Consider the following 19315-nt stretch of genomic DNA (forward strand, 5'->3'; position numbering starts at 1 on the left):
ATATCTTCAATATACCATGTATTAATATATAGTGGTAAAATCCAAACATGTATTCCAACAATTAAAGAAATAGCAATTAAGTCGACTAAAAATATTTTTTTAAATTTTAATATAATAATCCCCTCCAATCTATTTTTATTTCAATATCATTATAACTTCAAAGGTACTATTTATCAACAGTTAAAAAAATAACTTGTAATAACAATATATTGAAAAATCATGTTATACTATATTAATAAAAACGAAAAGAAATGTATCAAAAAGTAATATAATTTAAAGGAGCAGTAAAATGACAGAACGTGAGAAATTAGAACATGGATTTTGGTATGATGCAAATTATGATAAGGAATTACTAGATAAAAGAATAGAAGCTGAATCACTATGTTTTTCTCTTAATCAAACAAATCCAAAAGAAATAGAAAAACGAGAAGATATTATGAAAAATCTGTTACCGAACAAAGGGAAAGACATTACTATATTATCTCCTTTTTATACAGATTATGGATATAACTGTGTTATTGGAGATTTTACATTTATTAATCATAATGCTTATCTTATGGATTGTGCAACTATTAAAATTGGAACTCATTGTTTTATTGGTCCCAATTGTGGTATGTATACAGCAATTCATCCATTACTTGCAAATGAAAGAAACAAAGGATTAGAAAAAGCCAAACCTATAACTATTGGAGATAATGTGTGGATTGGAGCAGATGTTACCATACTTCCTGGTGTAACTATAGGCTCAAATTCTGTAATTGGAGCTAAAAGTATTGTTACAAAAGATATTCCAGATAGTGTTATTGCAATAGGAAATCCATGTAAGGTATTACGTAAAATTACAGAACAAGATAGTATTGTAAATGAACTCTTAAGTGAAGAAAATAAGATAAAATAAGTTATCGACCTATTAAATAATAAAATATTTTATATCCCCCCTCTTTAAAACAAATATTTTGTGTGTTATTCTATATATAAAATATATGATATACAATACAATATATATTTTACAAACTTATATAAATAATGTATAATAAGCCAAAATTGTGATAATAAGAGGAGTGAAAATGAGGAATTTAACGAACAAAGAATTTAGATATATAAGTATAATGATTTTTGGATTATACTTTGGAGCAGGAAATTTAATATTTCCACCGTTTTTAGGAAAAGAATCAGGAAGCAATGCTATTATTGCTTTAATATTTTTCTCTATTACTGCAATAGTTTTTCCAATACTTGGAGTAATAGTTGTTTCAAAATTTAATGGAATAAATAACTTTTCTAATATGGTGGGTCCCTGGTTTACATTTATATTTACAACTGCTATGTATTTAACTATAGGACCGTGTCTTTCAATACCAAGAAATGCGTCTACATCATTTGAAATGACAATTGCTCCATATGTTACAAATTTAGATAATATAATTTACTATAGATTAATATATACTCTAATATTTTTCTTGATAGTCTATTATTTATCTATGAAACCTAAAAAAATTGTAACAACATTAGGTAAAATATTAACTCCCATTTTACTATTATTAATAATATTAATGTTCGTAGGAGTATTATTTAAGCCTTTTAGTTATGTAGCACCAGTAGGAGATTATATAACATCACCAGCTATAAAAGGATTCATAGAGGGATATAATACGATTGATGCACTAGCAGGATTAAATTTTGGAATAATAATAGTATTTGCAATTAAAAGTTTAGGTATAGTTAATGAAAAAGATGTTACTAAAATAACAATAAAGGCTGGAATAGTAGCTGGATTAATATTATTTTTAGTATATTTCATGCTAACATACATAGGCTTTGCTACAGCAAATGATTTTCCTAATACAAAAACAGGTGTAGAAATATTAGTTAATGTTGTAAAAGTAAATTACGGTATGTTTAGTACTTTAATGTTAGGGGGAATATTTATTATTGCCTGTTTATCTGTAAGTATTGGATTAATTACATCTATAAGTCAGTATTTTAGTCAAAATTATCCAAGTATTTCATATAGAACTTGGGCAATGATATATATTTTAATTTCATTTGTTTTAGCTAACTTTGGACTTGTTAATATATTGAAAATATCTATGCCTATATTATTATCAATATATCCAGTATCATTAGTATTAATATCACTTGGTCTATTTTCAGAATACTTTGATAACTCAAGATTAGTGTTTAGATTATGTGTATATGTAACATTAATATTTAGTATAGGTATGGTGTTAAATAAATATATAGGAAATATATTAGATCCGTTATTTGTTAATTTACCTTTTTATAGTCTTAATTTAGGTTGGTTAGTTCCAGCGATGATTACATTTATTTTTTCTATAATAATACATAAAGGAAAGAAAATATGGATAAAGTAAAAGAATTTCTTTTTTCTAAGCAAGAACTAGGTTATAGGGAGTTTAGTGCTAAACTTATACCAACAGTAAAAATAGAAAATATAGTTGGAGTAAGGATGCCAGAACTTAAAAAAATTGTAAAAACTCTATCAAAAGAAGATAAAGAAAAATATTTAAACAATCTTCCACATGAATATATGGAAGAGTATCATATACATATGTATTTATTAAATGAAGAGAAAGATATAAATAGACTAATAGAAAATACAGAAAAAGTTTTACCTTTTATTGATAATTGGGCAACTTGTGATATAGGGATAGGGAAAATATCTAAAAAATATCCTGAGATTATAGAAAAAAAGGTTTATGAATGGTTAAAATCTAAACATGAATATACTGTTAGATTTGCTGTAACAACCTTAAGAACTAATTTTATAAAAGAAAACTTTAATGAAAATCATTTAAAAGTATTATCAGAAATACAAACAGATGAATATTATATAAATATGGCAATAGCTTGGTATCTATGTGAATGCTATATAAGGCATGAAAAAGAAGTTCTATATTATTTAGAAAAAAACATGATAGTAAATGATTGGGTACATAATAAAGCCATACAAAAAATGAAAGAAAGCTTAAAAATAGATAAAGATAAAAAGATATATTTAAATACTTTAAAAAGAAAATAAAGTAATATAGGTTTAAGTTATTTTTTGAACAGTTGACAAACAGTATTTTTGAAGTTAGAATGATATTGAAATAAAAATAGAATGGAGATGACATATTAAAAATCAAAGGGTTTTAATGAAGATATAATTCCAGTTGGAGAAGTTGGTAAACCAATTGGTGATAAAATAGAAGATTATATAATGGAAAGGATAAAAAATAATGAGCATAAGCGATGGTGTATTTATACTTGTATTTACATATCTAATGATAGCTTTTAAACGTTATATAAATAAAACTATTGGAGAAATAATTCAAATATTCGGATATTTTTTTTATTTTTTCTACCTAAAAGATATATTATTTAATTAATATTAGAAAAATTTTTACAAATGAATACTATATAAACAAAAAAGGGATAACTTATGTAAAATAAGCTACCCTTTTTTCTTTAAAAAGTATATCCTGCTTGTATTCCAAAATTTCCTTTTCCATATCCTAAATATGCTCCCATATTGTATCTATCATTTACTTTTATTCCACTAGATATTAATGCTAACCAATCAAATACAGCTGTTTTATTTCCATTAGTATTTACATCAGAACCACCACCTATTGCAGTTTCTGCACCAAGGAATATAGAAAGTTTATTAGTTATTCTAAAATTTACATGTGTTTCTGCTCCTACTAAAGCTCTAATTTTTGTACCATTGTATTTAAATGTTTGAAATTGAGGAGAAGAAACAACAGTGAATTTAGGTCCAAATGCAATATTGATATCATGTCTAATGTCATATCTCCATTCTGGAAGTATAGCGACATTTAATGGAATTATTACATGGTCAGCTTTACCTATCCCTACTCCACCCTCAACTTTTATTCTTGGTCCAACTATATATGTACTATAAGAAAGAAAACTTGACAGTAGTATAAATGTTAATAATATTTTTTTCATGTTATCACTCCTTTTATTTTACATATTATACCATATTTTATTGATTTTTTATAGTTGTAAAAAAAAGGTAAATAGTGTAAAATATGTGTATGAAAGAGATAGAAGAATATATAAAATACTCAATTTTATTCATATACTATAAGGAACTATTTTCTGAAAAACAGAAAAAATATTTATCTGCATATTTAGAGGAGGATAATTCATTAACAGAAATAGCAGAAGCTTTTAATGTAAGTAGACAGGCAGTTTTTGATAATATTAAAAGAGGCTGTAAACAGTTAGATAAGTATGAGAAGTTACTTGGAGTTATGGAAAGAGAAGAGAACTTAATAATGAATTTAAAATGGCTAAGAGATAATTTTTCAAAGGAAAATTTAGATAAAATAATAATGGAATATGAAGAAGGAGCAAATTAATGTTTAAAGGTTTGAGTGATAAATTACAAGAAACTTTTAAAAAGTTATCTGGACAAAGTAAAATCACTGAAAGTAATATCACGGAAGCTTTAAGAGAAGTAAGACTTGCCTTACTTGAAGCAGATGTTAATTACATAGTAGTTAAGAATTTTGTTAAGAGAATAAAAGAAAAAGCACAAGGACAAGAAGTTATTAAAGGTGTAAATCCAAGACAACAGTTTATAAAAATAATAAATGATGAATTAATAGAAGTTTTAGGAGGGCAAAATACAGCTTTAAATAAGGCAACTTCAAAACCTACTATTATTATGCTAGTTGGATTGCAAGGAGCAGGTAAAACTACTTTTGCAGGAAAATTAGCTAAGCTTTTAAAGAAAGAAAAAAATAAAGCATTTTTAATAGGAGCAGATGTATATAGACCAGCTGCTAAGAAACAATTAATGGTACTTGCAAATCAAATAGGAGTTCCATTCTATAGTATAGAAGATAGTAATAATGTATTAGAAATAGTTAATAATGGATTACTAGAGGCTAAAAAAGAAGATGCTGATTATGTATTAATAGATACTGCTGGAAGATTGCATGTTGATGAGGTTTTAATGCAGGAACTTCAAGATGTTAAATCAAGCATTAATCCAACAGAAATTCTGTTAGTTGTAGATGGTATGACAGGGCAAGATGCAGTAAATGTGGCTAAAACATTTAATGATGCTTTAGATATCACAGGAGTAGTAGTTACAAAATTAGATGGTGATACTCGTGGAGGGGCAGCTCTATCTATTAAAGAAATTTCAGGTAAACCTATTAAATATATTTCTGAGGGGGAAAAGCTTGATGATATATCAGTATTTCACCCTGAAAGACTTGCAAGTAGAATACTTGGAATGGGAGATGTAGTATCTTTAGTTGAAAAAGCTAAAGATGCTATAGATGAAAAAGAAGCACGTGAAATGGAAGCAAAATTTAGAAAAAATCAATTTGATTTTGAAGATTTTTTAAAACAATTTAAAATGATTAAAAGAATGGGTTCTCTTGGAGGTATATTAAAAATGCTACCAGGTATGGGAGCTTTAGGAGATATAGATCTTACTGGTGCTGAAAAAGAGATGAAAAAAGTAGAAGCTATAATATATTCTATGACAGTAGAGGAAAGAAGAAATCCTAATCTTTTAAAAGTAAGTAGTAGAAAAACAAGAATAGCAAAAGGTTCAGGTACAGATGTAACACAAATCAATAAATTACTTAAACAATTTGAACAGATGAAACAAATGATGAAAATGTTTAATTCTGGAAATATACCTGGGTTTGGACAAATAGGAAAAAAAAGATAAAGTGTAATATTAGGAGGAGCTATATATGTTCTTACAAAAATCAAATAGGTTAGCTTTGGTTGACTCTAAAGGAAATAAGGTAAGTCATAGTGAATTGGTAGATAAGGTTAAGTATTTTTCAAAAAATGTAATTAAAGAAACTAAAGATATTCAAAAATTTAATGTAATAATGATGGAAAACAGAAAAGAATGGTTATATACTTTTTATGCAATTTGGGATAAAAAGAATATTCCATTAGTAATTGATTCAGAGTCTAGTATAGAAGAAATAGTGTACTTTTTAAAAGATTCTAATGCAACAAGTATTTATGTTTCAAATAAGACATATGAAAAGGCTAAAGAAACAATAGATACATTAGGAAGAGAAATAACTATAGTAAATATAGATGATGTAGAAATAGATGAAAATAAATTAAAAGAGATAGCAAAAGATAATAACTTATTATCTCATCCAGAGGGAGAAGAATTAGCAATAATGCTATATACTTCAGGGACTACAGGGAATCCAAAAGGTGTAATGCTTACTTTTAATAATATAGAAGCACAGATTGAATCAATAAAATCATTAATGATTATTGAAGAAAATGAGCAAGTATTGGCAGGACTGCCTTTTCATCACATACTTCCATTAATGACAACAAATCTTTTATTTATGCACCATAGTACTCAATTTTCTATAGTATTTATAGATAATCTTTCAAGTCAGGATATATTGAAAGCTTTAAGTGATAATGATGTAACAATATTATCTATGGTTCCAAGGGTGTATAAGTTATTTTATAGTTCTATAAAAAGTAAAATTGATTCTAAGGTTACTGCTAAAAACTTATTTAAACTTGCACAAACAGCTAAAAATATTAAATTTTCAAGAGCATTGTTTAATAAGATACATAAAATGTTTGGTGGAAAACTTACAAGAGTTATATCAGGTGGAGCTAAAACTGATAAGGAAATAGCTGATTTTTTTGACATTATAGGTATTGAATACTTTGAAGGTTATGGTTTAAGTGAAACTTCACCAGTAGTTGCATGTTCAACTACAAAACATGGTAAGAAAAATGGAACTGTAGGAAGAAAAGTTGATAATATAGAAGTTAAATTAGTTGATGGAGAATTATGGGTTAAAGGTCCTATAGTAATGAAAGGGTATTACAATAAACCTGAAGAAACAGCTAAGGTAATAACTGAAGATGGTTGGTTTAAAACTGGAGATTTAGCAGAAATAGATGAAGAAGGCTTTATTACTATTATAGGAAGAAAAAACTCTATGATAGTATTATCTAATGGTAAAAATATAGATCCTGAGAAATTGGAAAATAGGTTATTAGGATATTCAAATGAAATAATAAAAGAAATAGGAATTTTTGCTAAAAATGATAAATTAGCAGCTTTAATAGTAATAGATGATAATAAAATAAAAGAAAAAAGAATAACAAATATTAAACCATATATAGAAGATGCAATATCATTTTATAATGCAGCTTCACATGGATATGAAAAAATATTGGAATATAAGATGACTGAAATGGAATTACCTAAAACTAGAATAGGTAAATTAAAAAGATTTATGTTAAAAGATATATATTTAGGTCATATGAAAGATGAAGAAAAAGAAAAAGTAGAAGAACCAGATACTTTAGAATATAAGGTTTTAAAAGAATATATTTTTAATATGAAAAATGAATATGCTGAACCTAATGTAAACCTAGAAATAGAATTTGGACTAGATTCTTTAGACCAGGTTGAATTACTTTCTTTTATAGAAAGAAGTTTTGGAGTTAAGCTTACAGCAGAAGAATTTAAAGAAAATATTAATTTAATTAAGTTATCAGAATTAATAAAAAATAAATCTGAAAAATTTATTGAAACAAAAGATCAATGGAAAGAAATAATAAAAAATGCACCAATAAGAGAATTAGAAAATGGAAGTGGAATTAGATTTTTAAGACCTCTTGGTTGGCTTATTTTTAAAATTTATTTTAGATTAAGTATTAAAGGTAAGGAAAATATAAAAGATGAACCACAAATATTTATTGCTAATCATGCAAGCTTTTTAGATGCATTGGCACTTAATTTATTACTTCCAAAAAAAGTATCTAAGGATACTTATTCACTTGCTATAGATTGGTACTTTAAAAGCAGTTTTATGAAAAAACTTGCTAAGGAAACTAATTTAGTTTTATTAGATATTGATGGAAATATTAAAGATACAATAGAACAAATTGCATCAGTATTAAAACAAGGGAAAAATGTATTTATATTCCCAGAAGGAACAAGAACAAAAGATGGTAATTTATCACCATTTAAAAAGACTTTTGCAATAATATCAAAAGAAATGAATGTAAAAATTACTTGTTTAAAAATTGATGGAACTTTTGAAGCTTATTCAAGATATGATAAATATCCTAAACCTAAAAAAATAACAGTTAGTTATTTAGGAGAAATTAATCCACAACATTTAAGTTATGATGAAATAGTTGATAAAGCAAGAGATATGTATAATTAGTTATGTTGATTTGGTGGGGAAAAATTAAGAGGAAGAAAGGAAGAAATTATGTTTTTAAATAAATCTGATAGATTGGCGATAGTAGATTTTGACGGAACAAGAATAAGTCATACAAATCTTGTAAATACGGTAAAATATTATTCCAAGTATGTTATATCTGAAGGAATACCTAAAACTTTTAGTATTATTATGATGGAAAATAGAAAAGAATGGTTTTACGCATTTTATTCATTATGGGATATGGATTTAATTCCTGTTGCAGTAGATGCTCTGTCAAATGAAAAAGAATTAGAATATTTTTTAAATGATTCAGGTGCTACTTGCATTTATGTTTCTAATAATACTTATGAAGTTGCAAAGAAAGCAATTGAAGCCACAAATAGAGATATTAAAATATTTAATGTTGATGAAATTGAAATAGATAAAACTCTATTTTCTGAAATAGAAAAAGATGAGAGAATACTTTCACATCCAGAAATGGAAGATATAGCTGTAATGCTATATACCTCAGGAACTACAGGGCAACCTAAAGGAGTTATGTTGACTTATGGTAATATACATCATCAAATATTATCTATAAAATCATTAGAAATAACATGGGATGATGAACAGATTTTAGCAGTATTACCTTTTCATCATATACTGCCATTGATGTCGGCTAATATTTACTATATGTATCACGAAAATCAACATTCTGTGGTATTAGTAGAAAAATTATCTAGTCAAGAAATATTAAAGGCATTATCAGAAAATGATGTAACGATGTTAGTATTGGTTCCAAGAGTTTATAAGTTATTCTATAAATCTATTAAAAATACTATAGATTCTAAATGGATAACTAGACTTATATATGCACTTGCTAAGAAAATAAATAATAAGAATTTTTCTAAGAAAATATTTAAAAAAGTGCATGAAAAATTTGGTGGTAAACTAAGAAGTATGGTAGTTGGAGGAGCTAAGTCTGATATTGAAATGATAGAATTTTTCAATACTTTAGGTTTTGATTACTGCGAAGGTTATGGACTTACTGAAACTTCTCCAATAATATCAGGAAATACAATTAATCATGGATATAAGGTAGGGACTGTTGGAAAACCAGTAGATAATATAGAGGTTAAAGTTGTAGATCAAGAACTATGGGTTAAAGGACCTATAGTAATGAAAGGGTATTATAACAAACCTGAAAAAACTGCTGAGGTATTAACTGAAGATGGTTGGTTTAAAACAGGAGATGTAGTAGAAGTTGATGATGATGGATATATAAGTATAATTGGTCGTAAAAATGCTATGATAGTATTATCTAATGGGAAAAATGTAGACCCTGAATCATTAGAAATTAAATTTATGTCATCAGCTAATCAAATAATCAAAGAAATTGGAATAATAGGGCATAATGATAAATTAGCTGCATTAATAGTAGTAGATAGAAATGAGGCTAAGAAATTAAATATTTTAAATATAAACGCATATGTTAAAGATACAGTAGAGTTCTATAACGGAGCTGTACATAATTATGAAAAAGTATTGGAATACAAGATTACTGAAGAAGAATTACCTAAGACCAGAATAGGTAAATTAAGAAGATTTATGTTAAAAGATTTGTATTCTGGAAAAGCTAAAGTTGAGAAAAATGAAACTGTAAATGAGCCAAATACTGAAGAATACAAGATACTTAAAGAGTTTATCTTTAAAATGAAAGGCGTTTATCCTGAGGCAAATAAAAATTTAGAAGTTGAATTTGGTCTTGATTCACTTGATCAGGTAGAATTATTAACTTTTATTGAAAATAGTTTTGGACTAAAAATATCAGAGGAAGATTTCAAAGATAATCTAACATTAATTGGATTATCTAAATATATAGAAGAGAAATCAGCTGGATTTACTGAAACAACAGATCAATGGAAAGAAGTTATACAAAATGCACCTAATAAAGAACTTAAAGATGGTTGGTTAATGTCATTGATTAAACCAATAATGTTCTTATTATTTAAGTTATACTTTAGAATAGATATTAAGGGTTCAGAAAATATAAAGAATGAACAACAAATATTTATAGCAAACCATGAAAGTTTTATTGATGGATTAGCATTTAGTTTATTAATACCTAATGTATCATCAGAAAAAACATATACTTTAGCTATAAATTGGTATTTCAAAAATGCTTTTATGAAGTTTTTTGCTAAACATGGTAATATATTATTACTTGATATTAATAAAAACATTAAATCTACTATAGAAAATGTATCATCAGCCCTTAAACAAGGAAAAAATATTTTCATATTCCCAGAGGGAACAAGAACAAAAGATGGGAATTTAGGAGAATTTAAGAAGATATTTGCTATATTATCTAAAGAATTAAATATACCTGTAACTTGTTTAAAGATTGACGGAGCTTTTGAAGCATATTCAAGATATGATAAGTTCCCTAAACCTAAGAAATTATCTGTTAAATATTTAGGTCAAATTAAACCTGAAAACATGTCTTATTCTGAAATAGTTGATACGGCACGTAATATGTATTTAAATGATAAAAAATAATAAAAAATTTGTCAATAAAAAATACTTGACAATATTTCATTAATATTGTAAAATGTGTTGTAATAAAAATTTGGAGGAATAATAAATGTTAAAATTAAGATTAACTAGATTAGGTAGAAAAAAAGCACCTTTCTATAGAATAGCAGCAATGGAAGCATTAGGAAAAAGAGATGGGAAAGCAGTAGCTTATGTTGGAACATACAATCCATTAGTTTCTGAAAACCAAGTAAACTTAAAAGAAGAAGAAATTTTAAGATTTTTATCAAATGGAGCACAACCAACAGAAACAGTTAAATCTATATTAACTAAAGCAGGAATTTGGGAAAAATTTGAAGCTTCTAAAAAAAGATAAATAAAACATAGAATATATAACACTTAAAGAATAGATTTTATCTTAGTATTTAAGTGTTTTTCTTTTAGAAAGGAAGATAATAGAGATTATGAATAATATTAAATTAATTTCTTTTGATTTAGATGGAACCATACTTAAAGATTCTAAATTATCAAAAGGTGTTATTGAGGCTTTTCATAAATTAGAAAATAAAGGTATAATGTTAGTTGTAAATACAGGAAGAAGTATAGATAGCCTTTATGAAATGTTTGATTTACTTAAATTATCAGGTAAAAATAATTATGCTATACTTACAACAGGGGCTGTAGTACAGAATATAGATACAAGAAAAATAATTAAACATTTTTCTTTAACTCTTGATGATTATAAATACATTAGAAAAAATGTAGATGATAAATATAATTTGAGTGTTTATACACCAGATAAACTTTATTATGTTGATGAAATATTTCCAGAAATAGTAGAAGATAATGAAATACTTTTAATGGAAATGGAAAAATTTGTTGAAGATGAAAATATTGAAATTTCAAGAGTAAATATTATGGGAAGTAAAGAAGAATTAGATGAATTTGAAAGTAAACATGATAAAACTTTTCTTGATAAATACTATTTTGTAAGAACAATACCTATAAGTATAGAAATATTGAATAAAAATGCAAGTAAAGGTAATGGATTAAAAGCATTTATGGAAGAACTTAATATAGATCCTAGTGAAGCAATAGCTATAGGCGATGGGAATAATGATATTTCTATGTTTGAAGTAGTAGAACATTCTGTTGCCATGGGTAATGCAAGTGATTTGGTTAAATCTCATGCTAAATATGTTACAGATAGTATAGATAATGATGGTTTTGTAAAAATGCTAGAAATGTTTAAATTAATATAGGACTCTAAAGGCAAAACTTGTCCTAAAAAGTTTTTGAGCAAAAGCTCCATTGTAATTCTTTTATTATTTTAGATTTTTAATCGTTCGTTAGTATAAGGTGTAAAATAAATAAGTCGTAAAAATAATCGTTCGATTTAAATTTGATAAAAAGAATTACTACCAAAATAACTATTATAAAAATAATTAATAATTACCTTTTAGGTCAACTTCTATAGTTAGTTTTGAATTTTCTATATCAATTCTTTCTGACATAGAGTTGACCTTTTTTTCTAATTTTATAAATTCTTCTTTTAAAATATTTTGGTTTAGTACACCGTAATTTACTACACCTACTCCACTTTCTGCACTTGAAGTATTAGAATTAAGGACTCTTTCTAAAAATGATAATAAAGCCCTTTTATTTTTCACATCTTCTAAGTGGTAGAATATAGGTAAATCATCTATTTTATTAGTAGCATTTGCATGATTTAAAGTAGATTTCAAAGTAGCTAAATCTTGATTTATAGTTTCAAGTTCTGAATAAATTTCTAGCATTTCTTTAGCCTGTGTTTTATCAAAAACATCTTTTCCATTAACTTTTAAAGGTATATTAGAATAAGAATTTAAATTAATAAAAATTCTATTTTGTTTTTTTGTTAAATTTGATATTAAAAATATACATTGTTGTATAGTTATTTTCATATTTTCTTCCTCCTTATTTTACATGGTATAGATAAAGTCCACTACCATCTAATACATATTTTTTTGCGTTAGGATTTGGATTATCAAACCCTTTTTTAATAAAATCTATATTAATTTTATTTTCATATATGGCTAAAGCTGTTCCTACAATTATTCTTACCATAGTTTTTAAAAAACTGTTTCCTTTGATATATATATGAATATTTTTATCTTTTTTTATAGCGTAACATTCATAAATTTCTCTTATGGGATTTTTATTAGCCTTGTTTTCTTTTTTAGAAAAATTAGAAAAATTGTGTTTACCAATAAAGTGTTTTAAAATATTATTTAGTTTTTCAACATCTATTTCATAATTTATTCTTGTTATATATTTTCTGTTAAAAGGTGTAATATTCTCTTTGTTTGAAATTATATACTCATATGTTCTCTCACTACTATCATATCTTGAATTATAGTCTATATCGACCTTTTCTATAGAAAGAATTTTAATAGCATAATTAGAATATTTTTCTATTTTACTCTTGATGATTTCTAGGTTTATGTCCTTGCTAATTATAAAGTTAGAAATTTGCATTTTAGCATGAACTCCTTTATCAGTTCTTCCGGAACTTATCATATTAACTTTTTCGTTAAATGAGTTAATAAGTATATCTTCTATGGTACCTTGAACTGTGATTTTATCTTTTTGTCTTTGTGAACCATAAAAAGCACTGCCGTCATATTGATATATAATTTTAATATTATTCGTTATATTACTCATTCGGAAGTCCTTTCTTTTTTATACCCTTAGATATAAAATACTTTTCTTGAGCAAGATCAAATAATGGTTTATCAGACATACTATCAGAGTAAAAAGCAAGTATATTAAATTTAGGTAAGTATTCTTTTAGTTTAAATACTTTTTCTATGTGTTTGCAATTTTTACCCTTTATTTTGCTCACAAAATATTTATTTTGCTTAACAAAATCAGTAGCAATTAATTTATTAAAACCTAGTTCTTCTGCAATTTCTTCAAGAAATAATTTAGGAGTAGCAGAAATTAATATTAATTCTTCAGCTTCCGTTTTATTTTTCTCAATTTCTTTATAAACCCAAGAAAATATTTTTACTTTATTTTTTATCCAAAATTCATGTATTTCTTTTTTAAGATACTCAACTTCTACATTATTTAATATTTCAAAAAATATCTCTTTAGATTTTTTTAAATCACTTCTATAATATATTAATGAATGAAACACCTTATATATTTTTAAAAGGTATTTAGGGTTTCTTTTAAGAAAAAATCTCATGAAATCAGTAGATGTTTCACCACCATAAATAGTTTTGTCAAAATCATAAACAATAATATTCTTCAAGCTCACACCTCTTTTCTAATTTATCTTTTAATTTGATAAATCCTTTGGTTTTAAGTTTTTCTTCTATAGTTGTTTTATCAAAATGATTACTAAATATTTTCTTTATTTCATCATTTATTTCAAGTATTTCTGATATACAAGTTCTTTTATACCCATTAAATACTAATCTTTGTGAAAGTATACAAAGTAGAGAATCGAGTATAAGATATTTAGGAATGTTCATATCAATTAATCTATTTATTGTTGATACACTATCATTAGTATGTAATGTAGCAAGAACTAAATGACCTGTAAGCCCTGCTCTAATTGCTATTTGTGCCGTTATTTCATCTCTAATTTCACTTATTATAATAATATCGGGATCTGATCTTAGAACAGTTCTTAATATTTTTTCAAAAGTTAAGCCTATTTCTTCTTTTACTTGTACTTGAACTATATCTTCAATCTTATTTTCTATAGGATCTTCAATAGTTATTATTTTTCTTTTGCTTTTCATAAGAATGTTAATTAAAGAAAGTAATGTAGTAGACTTACCACTTCCTGTAGGACCTGTTATAAGTATAAGTCCATTACTTTTAGAACAGGCTTTTTTAAGAATAGAAATACTGTCATTATCAAAACCTAAAGATGTTAGACTAATATCATTTAAAGTTGAATTTAATATTCTTAAAACCACATTTTCACCCATATTACTTGGTAAGGTTGCAACACGAATATCATATTTTTTCTCTTTAAAAACATGGGTAAAAGCACCATCTTGAGGTAGTCTTTTTTCTGCCACATTTAATTTTGAAAGTATTTTTATTCTTGCAATAATTTCCCTTACATTTAATTTATGTGTGTCCTCTATTTTGTGAATATTTCCATTTATTCTTAGTTCAAGTTTACATACATTGTCATGTTCTCTAATATGTATATCTGTAGCATTTTTTGAAATAGCTAATTCTAAAATATTTTCTAAATTAAACAAAAAGCAACTATTTGAGGTAGTTGCCATATCTTTATTGTTATTCCTCATTTAACCCCCTGATTATTTCCTTTTTTATTTTATATCTTTTATTTCATTACTTTTATTTCATATCTTTTAGTAATTCTTCTGTTTGTTTAGTCATCATTCTATAAACCATTTTTTTAACAATGTTATACCATTTTAATTTAGATTTTTCTAATGCTAAACCTTTAATTACATCTTTCATTTGTTTTATAATTAAATCATATTCTTCAAAAGAAAGAGCAAGAACTTTTTCTTTAGGTCTTTTTTCTTTTTTACTTATATGTAGTGATTTTTCAACATAGTTAAAGAATGAAAATACATTAGGTAATTGTTTTTCATACATTATCATTTGTTTTTTCATTTCACCTATCATTTGTTCTAAGTATTTTTGTGAATTTTTACTTAATGTTACTTCTTTTTTTCTTTTACCTTTTCCAATTTTTTGAAGTAAAGCAGCCATGCTTGCTTGACTTTTTGCATTCATAACATCCATATCAGAAATGTTATTAGGGTTTACTAATTTACCTTTCAAATTATTCCTCCTTAAGTTTTGTTAATTCTATTAATGAGATGCTCCCCTCTCTTAATAAAGTAATATTTTCTCCATCTACTTTAAATATACTAGAAGAAATACCACTTAAATTACTATCATCGATATATTTATAATCTACAAGTTTTAATATTTCTTCATCTATTTCAGAATATTTTTTTGGAGCTTCTTTTCCACTAATATTAGCAGAAGTTGTCATTAAAATTCCACCAAATTTATCAATTATTTCTAATGCTTTCTTATTATTAGGTATTCTTACCCCTATATCTTCATATCCTAAAAGTTCTTTGATAAATGGAGTAGATTTTGCTATTAAAGTAATAGCTCCTGGAAAAAGCCTATCTATTATTTTATCAATTAAATTATTAGTTTCAATAATTTTATTTATTGTTTCTTTTTTTGAAACTAATGCAATAATTTTCTTATTTTTATCCCTTTTTTTTATATCAAAAATTCTATCTAAAGCTTTTTTATTAGGAATAGCCCCTAATCCATAAACTGTATCAGTAGGGAATAATATAACAATATCATTTTTTGAATTGTTTAATATATTATTCATTTTACTTTTATACATTATTACCCTTCCACATCTAAGTTTTTAGGAACTTCAAATAAATCACTTATTGCTTCTTCTTTAAATATTCTATTTATAGTTTCAGCGAACATATTTGCAGTTGAAACTATAGATAATTTATCAAATTTTTTATCTTCTGGTAATTCTATAGTATCTGTAACAATAATTTTATTAAATTCTGAATCTTTTAATCTTTCTATTGCTGGACCTGAAAATACTGGGTGAACTGCACAAGCATACACTTCTAATGCCCCCTCATTTTTAAGTGCAGCAGCAGCGTTACATATAGTTCCAGCTGTATCTATAATATCATCTATAAGTATAGCTTTTTTACCTCTAACTTCTCCTATTAAATTCATAACTTCTGATACATTAGCTTTTTCACGTCTTTTATCTATTATTGCTAAAGGTAAATTTAAAGATCTTGCTAACGCTCTAGCTCTTTTAACTCCACCAACATCAGGAGATACAACTACTGCATTTTCTGAATTAAATCCTTTATCATGAAAATATTTAGCAAATAGTGGTAAAGCTTCCATATGATCCACTGGTATATTGAAAAATCCTTGTATTTGTCTTGCGTGTAAATCCATAGTAACAACTCTAGTTGCTCCAGCTACAGTTAATAAGTCAGCGACTAATTTAGATGTAATTGGCTCTCTTGGGTATGCTTTTCTATCTTGTCTTGCATATCCATAATAAGGAATAACTGCTATAATTTCAGTTGCAGATGCTCTTTTTAATGAATCTATGAAAACTAAAAGTTCCATAATACTTTCATTAACAGGTTTAGATGTAGATTGTATTACAAACACCTTACATCCTCTTACAGTCTCATTAGATTTAGCGAAAGTTTCTCCGTCGGCAAATCTGATGATAGTTCTATCTCCAAGTTTGATACCGAGCTTTTCAGCTATTTTTGCAGCTAATTTTGAACTTGAAGTTCCAGCATAAACTTTAATTTCATGATTATTATACATTTTGAAATCCCACACTTTCTTCTATTTTTTATTCATTCCAATTTTATTAACTTGTTTTGCTCTTCCAAATGCTATACTATCATCTGGAATATCTTTTGTAATTACTGAACCAGCAGCAGTTAAAACATTTTCTCCTATTTCTACTGGTGATACTATAATACTATTACTTCCTATAAAGCAATCTTTACCTATAGTTGTTTTATGTTTTTTAATTCCATCATAATTACATGTAATAGTTCCAGCCCCTATATTTGTATTTTCTCCAACTTCGCTATCACCAATATATGTTAAATGTCCACATTTAACACCTTTATGTAATGTAGATTTTTTAATTTCAACAAAATTTCCTACTTTTGATTTTTCTTTTAATATGCTATTTGGTCTAATGTGTGCAAATGGTCCTATGCTAACATTATCTTCTATATTAGATAGTTCTACTACACTATTATCTATAGTAACATTGTTACCTATAATTGATTTTTCTATTCTAGTTCCAGAATAAATAGTACAATTACTTCCTATTCTAGTACCTTTTTCTATATATACATTAGGATAAATTACACTATCTTGCCCTATAATTACATCTTCTTCTATATATGTATTTTTAGGGTCTATAAGTATAACTCCGTCATTCATAAGTTCTTCATTTTTTCTTTCTCTTAATATTTTAGAAACTTCTGCAAGTTGAGATTTAGAATTAACACCTAACATTTCTTTTTCATCTTCAAGAACTAAACTATCTACTTTTAAATTTTCTGTGTTTAATAATTTTACTGCATCTGTTAGATAGTATTCTCCTTTTTTATTATCATTATTAAATTTATCTAATATAGATAATAAGGAATTTCTTTTAAATAAATACACTCCTGCATTAATTTCTTTAATATTTTTTTGTTCTATAGTTGTATCTACTTCTTCTATTATGTCAGTAACTTTTCCGTTTTCCTTGATTATTCTACCATAACCTAAAGGATTGTTGACGACACAAGAAAGAATTAGACAATCTAATGAATTTTTTTCAAATTTTTCTTTCATTCTATTAATTGTTTCTACAGTCAATAAAGGTCCATCTCCATTGCAAATTAAAACATCATCATTATTTTCTAATATTTTATCTTTTGCAATAATTACTGCATGTCCAGTACCTAATTGTTTGTCTTGAGTTACATATTCAGAATCAAGTACTTCAAGTATTTGTTCTTTTAGGTAACCTAATACTAAAATGTTTTTGCTAATGCCTGATTTATTTAAAGTATCTACAAGCTTAACTATCATAGGTTGTCCATTCACTTTGTGCATTAATTTAGAGATATTTGACTTCATTCTTGTACCTTTACCTGCTGCAAGAATAATTGAAATCACAAAATCACCCACTTAAAATTAAATATACATTAATTATATCATTTTTGATGTGTTATTACAACACATATAGTTTAAAATATAACAAGCGGATATTTTGATATGATATTGGGATAAGGTGTTAAATTATGGGGTGGGGTGAAGATTGGTGTAGAGATTAGTGAGAGGATTATATTTAATAATTATTTATTTGTATAAAGATATTTTAAAATATCTTAAAAGAGAAAAAATAAAGTGGAAAAATTTATAAAGTGATGGGATATATAATAATGTGTGTAAAGTAATGTATATAAAAAATTATAAAGTAAAAAAATCTATAAATTAATAAAGTAGTGTATACAAAGTAAAAAAATAAATTAATAAAATAAATAGAGTGATGTATATAAAAAGTGATGTATACAAAGCAAAAAAATGTAAAGTAATTAAAGTGAAATGACAAAGTAAAAAAGGTAAAAATAATAAAAAAGTTAAAAAAACAAAAAATACCTAAATTCCAAAAGTAAATGTCCAAAAACAACTTAAACAAGATTTAAAAGACATTCATAAACTTCATAAGATGTTGAAGAATTGAAAATTTTTCTAGGATAATTATTCATAAAATTTTCAATAAATTTAACATCTTTTTTTCTTAATTTATTCATAGACCTACCCTTAGGAATAAATCTCCTAATCATCTTATTATTATTTTCATTACTACCCCTCTCATTAGAACAATAAGGGTGAGCAAAATACCACTTAATACCTAAATCAGTAATATACTTAACATTAGAAAACTCAGAACCATTATCAGAAGTAATAGAATGAATTAAATATTTATT

Annotated in this window: 19 protein-coding genes; 9 read left to right on the forward strand and 10 right to left on the reverse strand. The window is 25.6% G+C overall.

What is annotated here, in order from left to right:
- Positions 1-289 precede the first annotated feature (289 nt).
- The 3 genes from BT993_RS03205 to BT993_RS03215 all read left to right on the forward strand — a co-directional run bounded on the left by BT993_RS03205 (position 290) and on the right by BT993_RS03215 (position 3043).
- Positions 290-898 (forward strand): sugar O-acetyltransferase, encoded by a 609-nt coding sequence (locus tag BT993_RS03205; protein WP_072593198.1) that lies wholly within the window; start codon positions 290-292, stop codon positions 896-898.
- 169 nt (positions 899-1067) lie between these two features.
- Complete coding sequence (gene brnQ / locus BT993_RS03210; RefSeq protein ID WP_072593199.1) at positions 1068-2375, forward strand: branched-chain amino acid transport system II carrier protein; 1308 nt, start codon at positions 1068-1070, stop codon at positions 2373-2375.
- Positions 2363-3043 carry a DNA alkylation repair protein gene (locus tag BT993_RS03215; protein WP_072593200.1) on the forward strand — a complete coding sequence of 227 codons (681 nt, stop codon included), beginning with the start codon at positions 2363-2365 and terminating at the stop codon, positions 3041-3043. Before brnQ ends, BT993_RS03215 begins: the two co-directional genes overlap by 13 nt.
- A 428-nt stretch (positions 3044-3471) precedes the next feature.
- Here BT993_RS03215 and BT993_RS03220 read toward each other — a convergent pair whose 3' ends face one another.
- Positions 3472-3975 carry a hypothetical protein gene (locus tag BT993_RS03220; protein WP_072593201.1) on the reverse strand — a complete coding sequence of 168 codons (504 nt, stop codon included), beginning with the start codon at positions 3973-3975 and terminating at the stop codon, positions 3472-3474.
- Positions 3976-4064: 89 nt separating this feature from the next.
- Between BT993_RS03220 and ylxM the strand changes: the two genes are divergently transcribed.
- From ylxM to BT993_RS03250, 6 genes are all read left to right on the forward strand, one after another.
- Entirely contained in the window at positions 4065-4391 is a 327-nt protein-coding gene (gene ylxM / locus BT993_RS03225; protein WP_072593212.1) for a YlxM family DNA-binding protein, read from the forward strand.
- Complete coding sequence (gene ffh / locus BT993_RS03230) at positions 4391-5722, forward strand: signal recognition particle protein (protein WP_072593202.1); 1332 nt, start codon at positions 4391-4393, stop codon at positions 5720-5722. Before ylxM ends, ffh begins: the two co-directional genes overlap by 1 nt.
- Before the next feature lie 25 nt (positions 5723-5747).
- The gene (locus BT993_RS03235) at positions 5748-8228 is read left to right on the forward strand and encodes an AMP-binding protein (RefSeq protein ID WP_072593203.1); all 2481 of its coding nucleotides are present in this window, start codon (positions 5748-5750) and stop codon (positions 8226-8228) included.
- Between the two features lie 48 nt (positions 8229-8276).
- Positions 8277-10766, forward strand: coding sequence for an AMP-binding protein (locus BT993_RS03240; RefSeq protein ID WP_072593204.1), 2490 nt, complete (start codon positions 8277-8279; stop codon positions 10764-10766).
- A gap of 85 nt (positions 10767-10851) precedes the next feature.
- Positions 10852-11118, forward strand: coding sequence for a 30S ribosomal protein S16 (rpsP, locus tag BT993_RS03245; protein WP_072593205.1), 267 nt, complete (start codon positions 10852-10854; stop codon positions 11116-11118).
- An 88-nt stretch (positions 11119-11206) separates the two neighbouring features.
- Positions 11207-12004: a Cof-type HAD-IIB family hydrolase gene (locus BT993_RS03250; protein ID WP_072593206.1), complete on the forward strand. Its 798-nt coding sequence runs from the start codon at positions 11207-11209 to the stop codon at positions 12002-12004.
- A gap of 183 nt (positions 12005-12187) precedes the next feature.
- Here the strand turns inward: BT993_RS03250 and BT993_RS03255 are convergent, their stop codons facing one another.
- The 9 genes from BT993_RS03255 to BT993_RS03290 form a co-directional block, all read right to left on the reverse strand.
- Positions 12188-12685: a hypothetical protein gene (locus BT993_RS03255; RefSeq protein ID WP_072593207.1), complete on the reverse strand. Its 498-nt coding sequence runs from the start codon at positions 12683-12685 to the stop codon at positions 12188-12190.
- Positions 12686-12698: 13 nt separating this feature from the next.
- Positions 12699-13445 (reverse strand): tRNA pseudouridine(38-40) synthase TruA, encoded by a 747-nt coding sequence (gene truA / locus BT993_RS03260; protein WP_072593208.1) that lies wholly within the window; start codon positions 13443-13445, stop codon positions 12699-12701.
- Positions 13438-14040 carry an HAD family hydrolase gene (locus tag BT993_RS03265; protein ID WP_158007927.1) on the reverse strand — a complete coding sequence of 201 codons (603 nt, stop codon included), beginning with the start codon at positions 14038-14040 and terminating at the stop codon, positions 13438-13440. The genes truA and BT993_RS03265 overlap by 8 nt, the downstream gene beginning before the upstream one ends.
- The gene (locus BT993_RS03270) at positions 14018-15058 is read right to left on the reverse strand and encodes a GspE/PulE family protein (protein WP_072593210.1); all 1041 of its coding nucleotides are present in this window, start codon (positions 15056-15058) and stop codon (positions 14018-14020) included. Before BT993_RS03270 ends, BT993_RS03265 begins: the two co-directional genes overlap by 23 nt.
- A gap of 52 nt (positions 15059-15110) precedes the next feature.
- Positions 15111-15566 (reverse strand): viral A-type inclusion protein, encoded by a 456-nt coding sequence (locus BT993_RS03275; protein WP_072593211.1) that lies wholly within the window; start codon positions 15564-15566, stop codon positions 15111-15113.
- A gap of 1 nt (position 15567) precedes the next feature.
- Positions 15568-16158: an L-threonylcarbamoyladenylate synthase gene (locus BT993_RS03280; protein ID WP_083557371.1), complete on the reverse strand. Its 591-nt coding sequence runs from the start codon at positions 16156-16158 to the stop codon at positions 15568-15570.
- A 2-nt stretch (positions 16159-16160) separates the two neighbouring features.
- Positions 16161-17138, reverse strand: a complete 978-nt coding sequence (locus BT993_RS07250; RefSeq protein WP_143604245.1) for a ribose-phosphate diphosphokinase — start codon at positions 17136-17138, stop codon at positions 16161-16163.
- A gap of 21 nt (positions 17139-17159) precedes the next feature.
- Positions 17160-18500, reverse strand: a complete 1341-nt coding sequence (gene glmU / locus BT993_RS07255) for a bifunctional UDP-N-acetylglucosamine diphosphorylase/glucosamine-1-phosphate N-acetyltransferase GlmU (protein WP_143604247.1) — start codon at positions 18498-18500, stop codon at positions 17160-17162.
- A 515-nt stretch (positions 18501-19015) separates the two neighbouring features.
- The coding region (locus tag BT993_RS03290) for an IS30 family transposase (RefSeq protein ID WP_143604249.1) at positions 19016-19315 on the reverse strand (300 nt) is incomplete at its 5' end.

It is taken from the genome of Streptobacillus ratti (assembly GCF_001891165.1).
GTDB lineage: Bacteria > Fusobacteriota > Fusobacteriia > Fusobacteriales > Leptotrichiaceae > Streptobacillus > Streptobacillus ratti.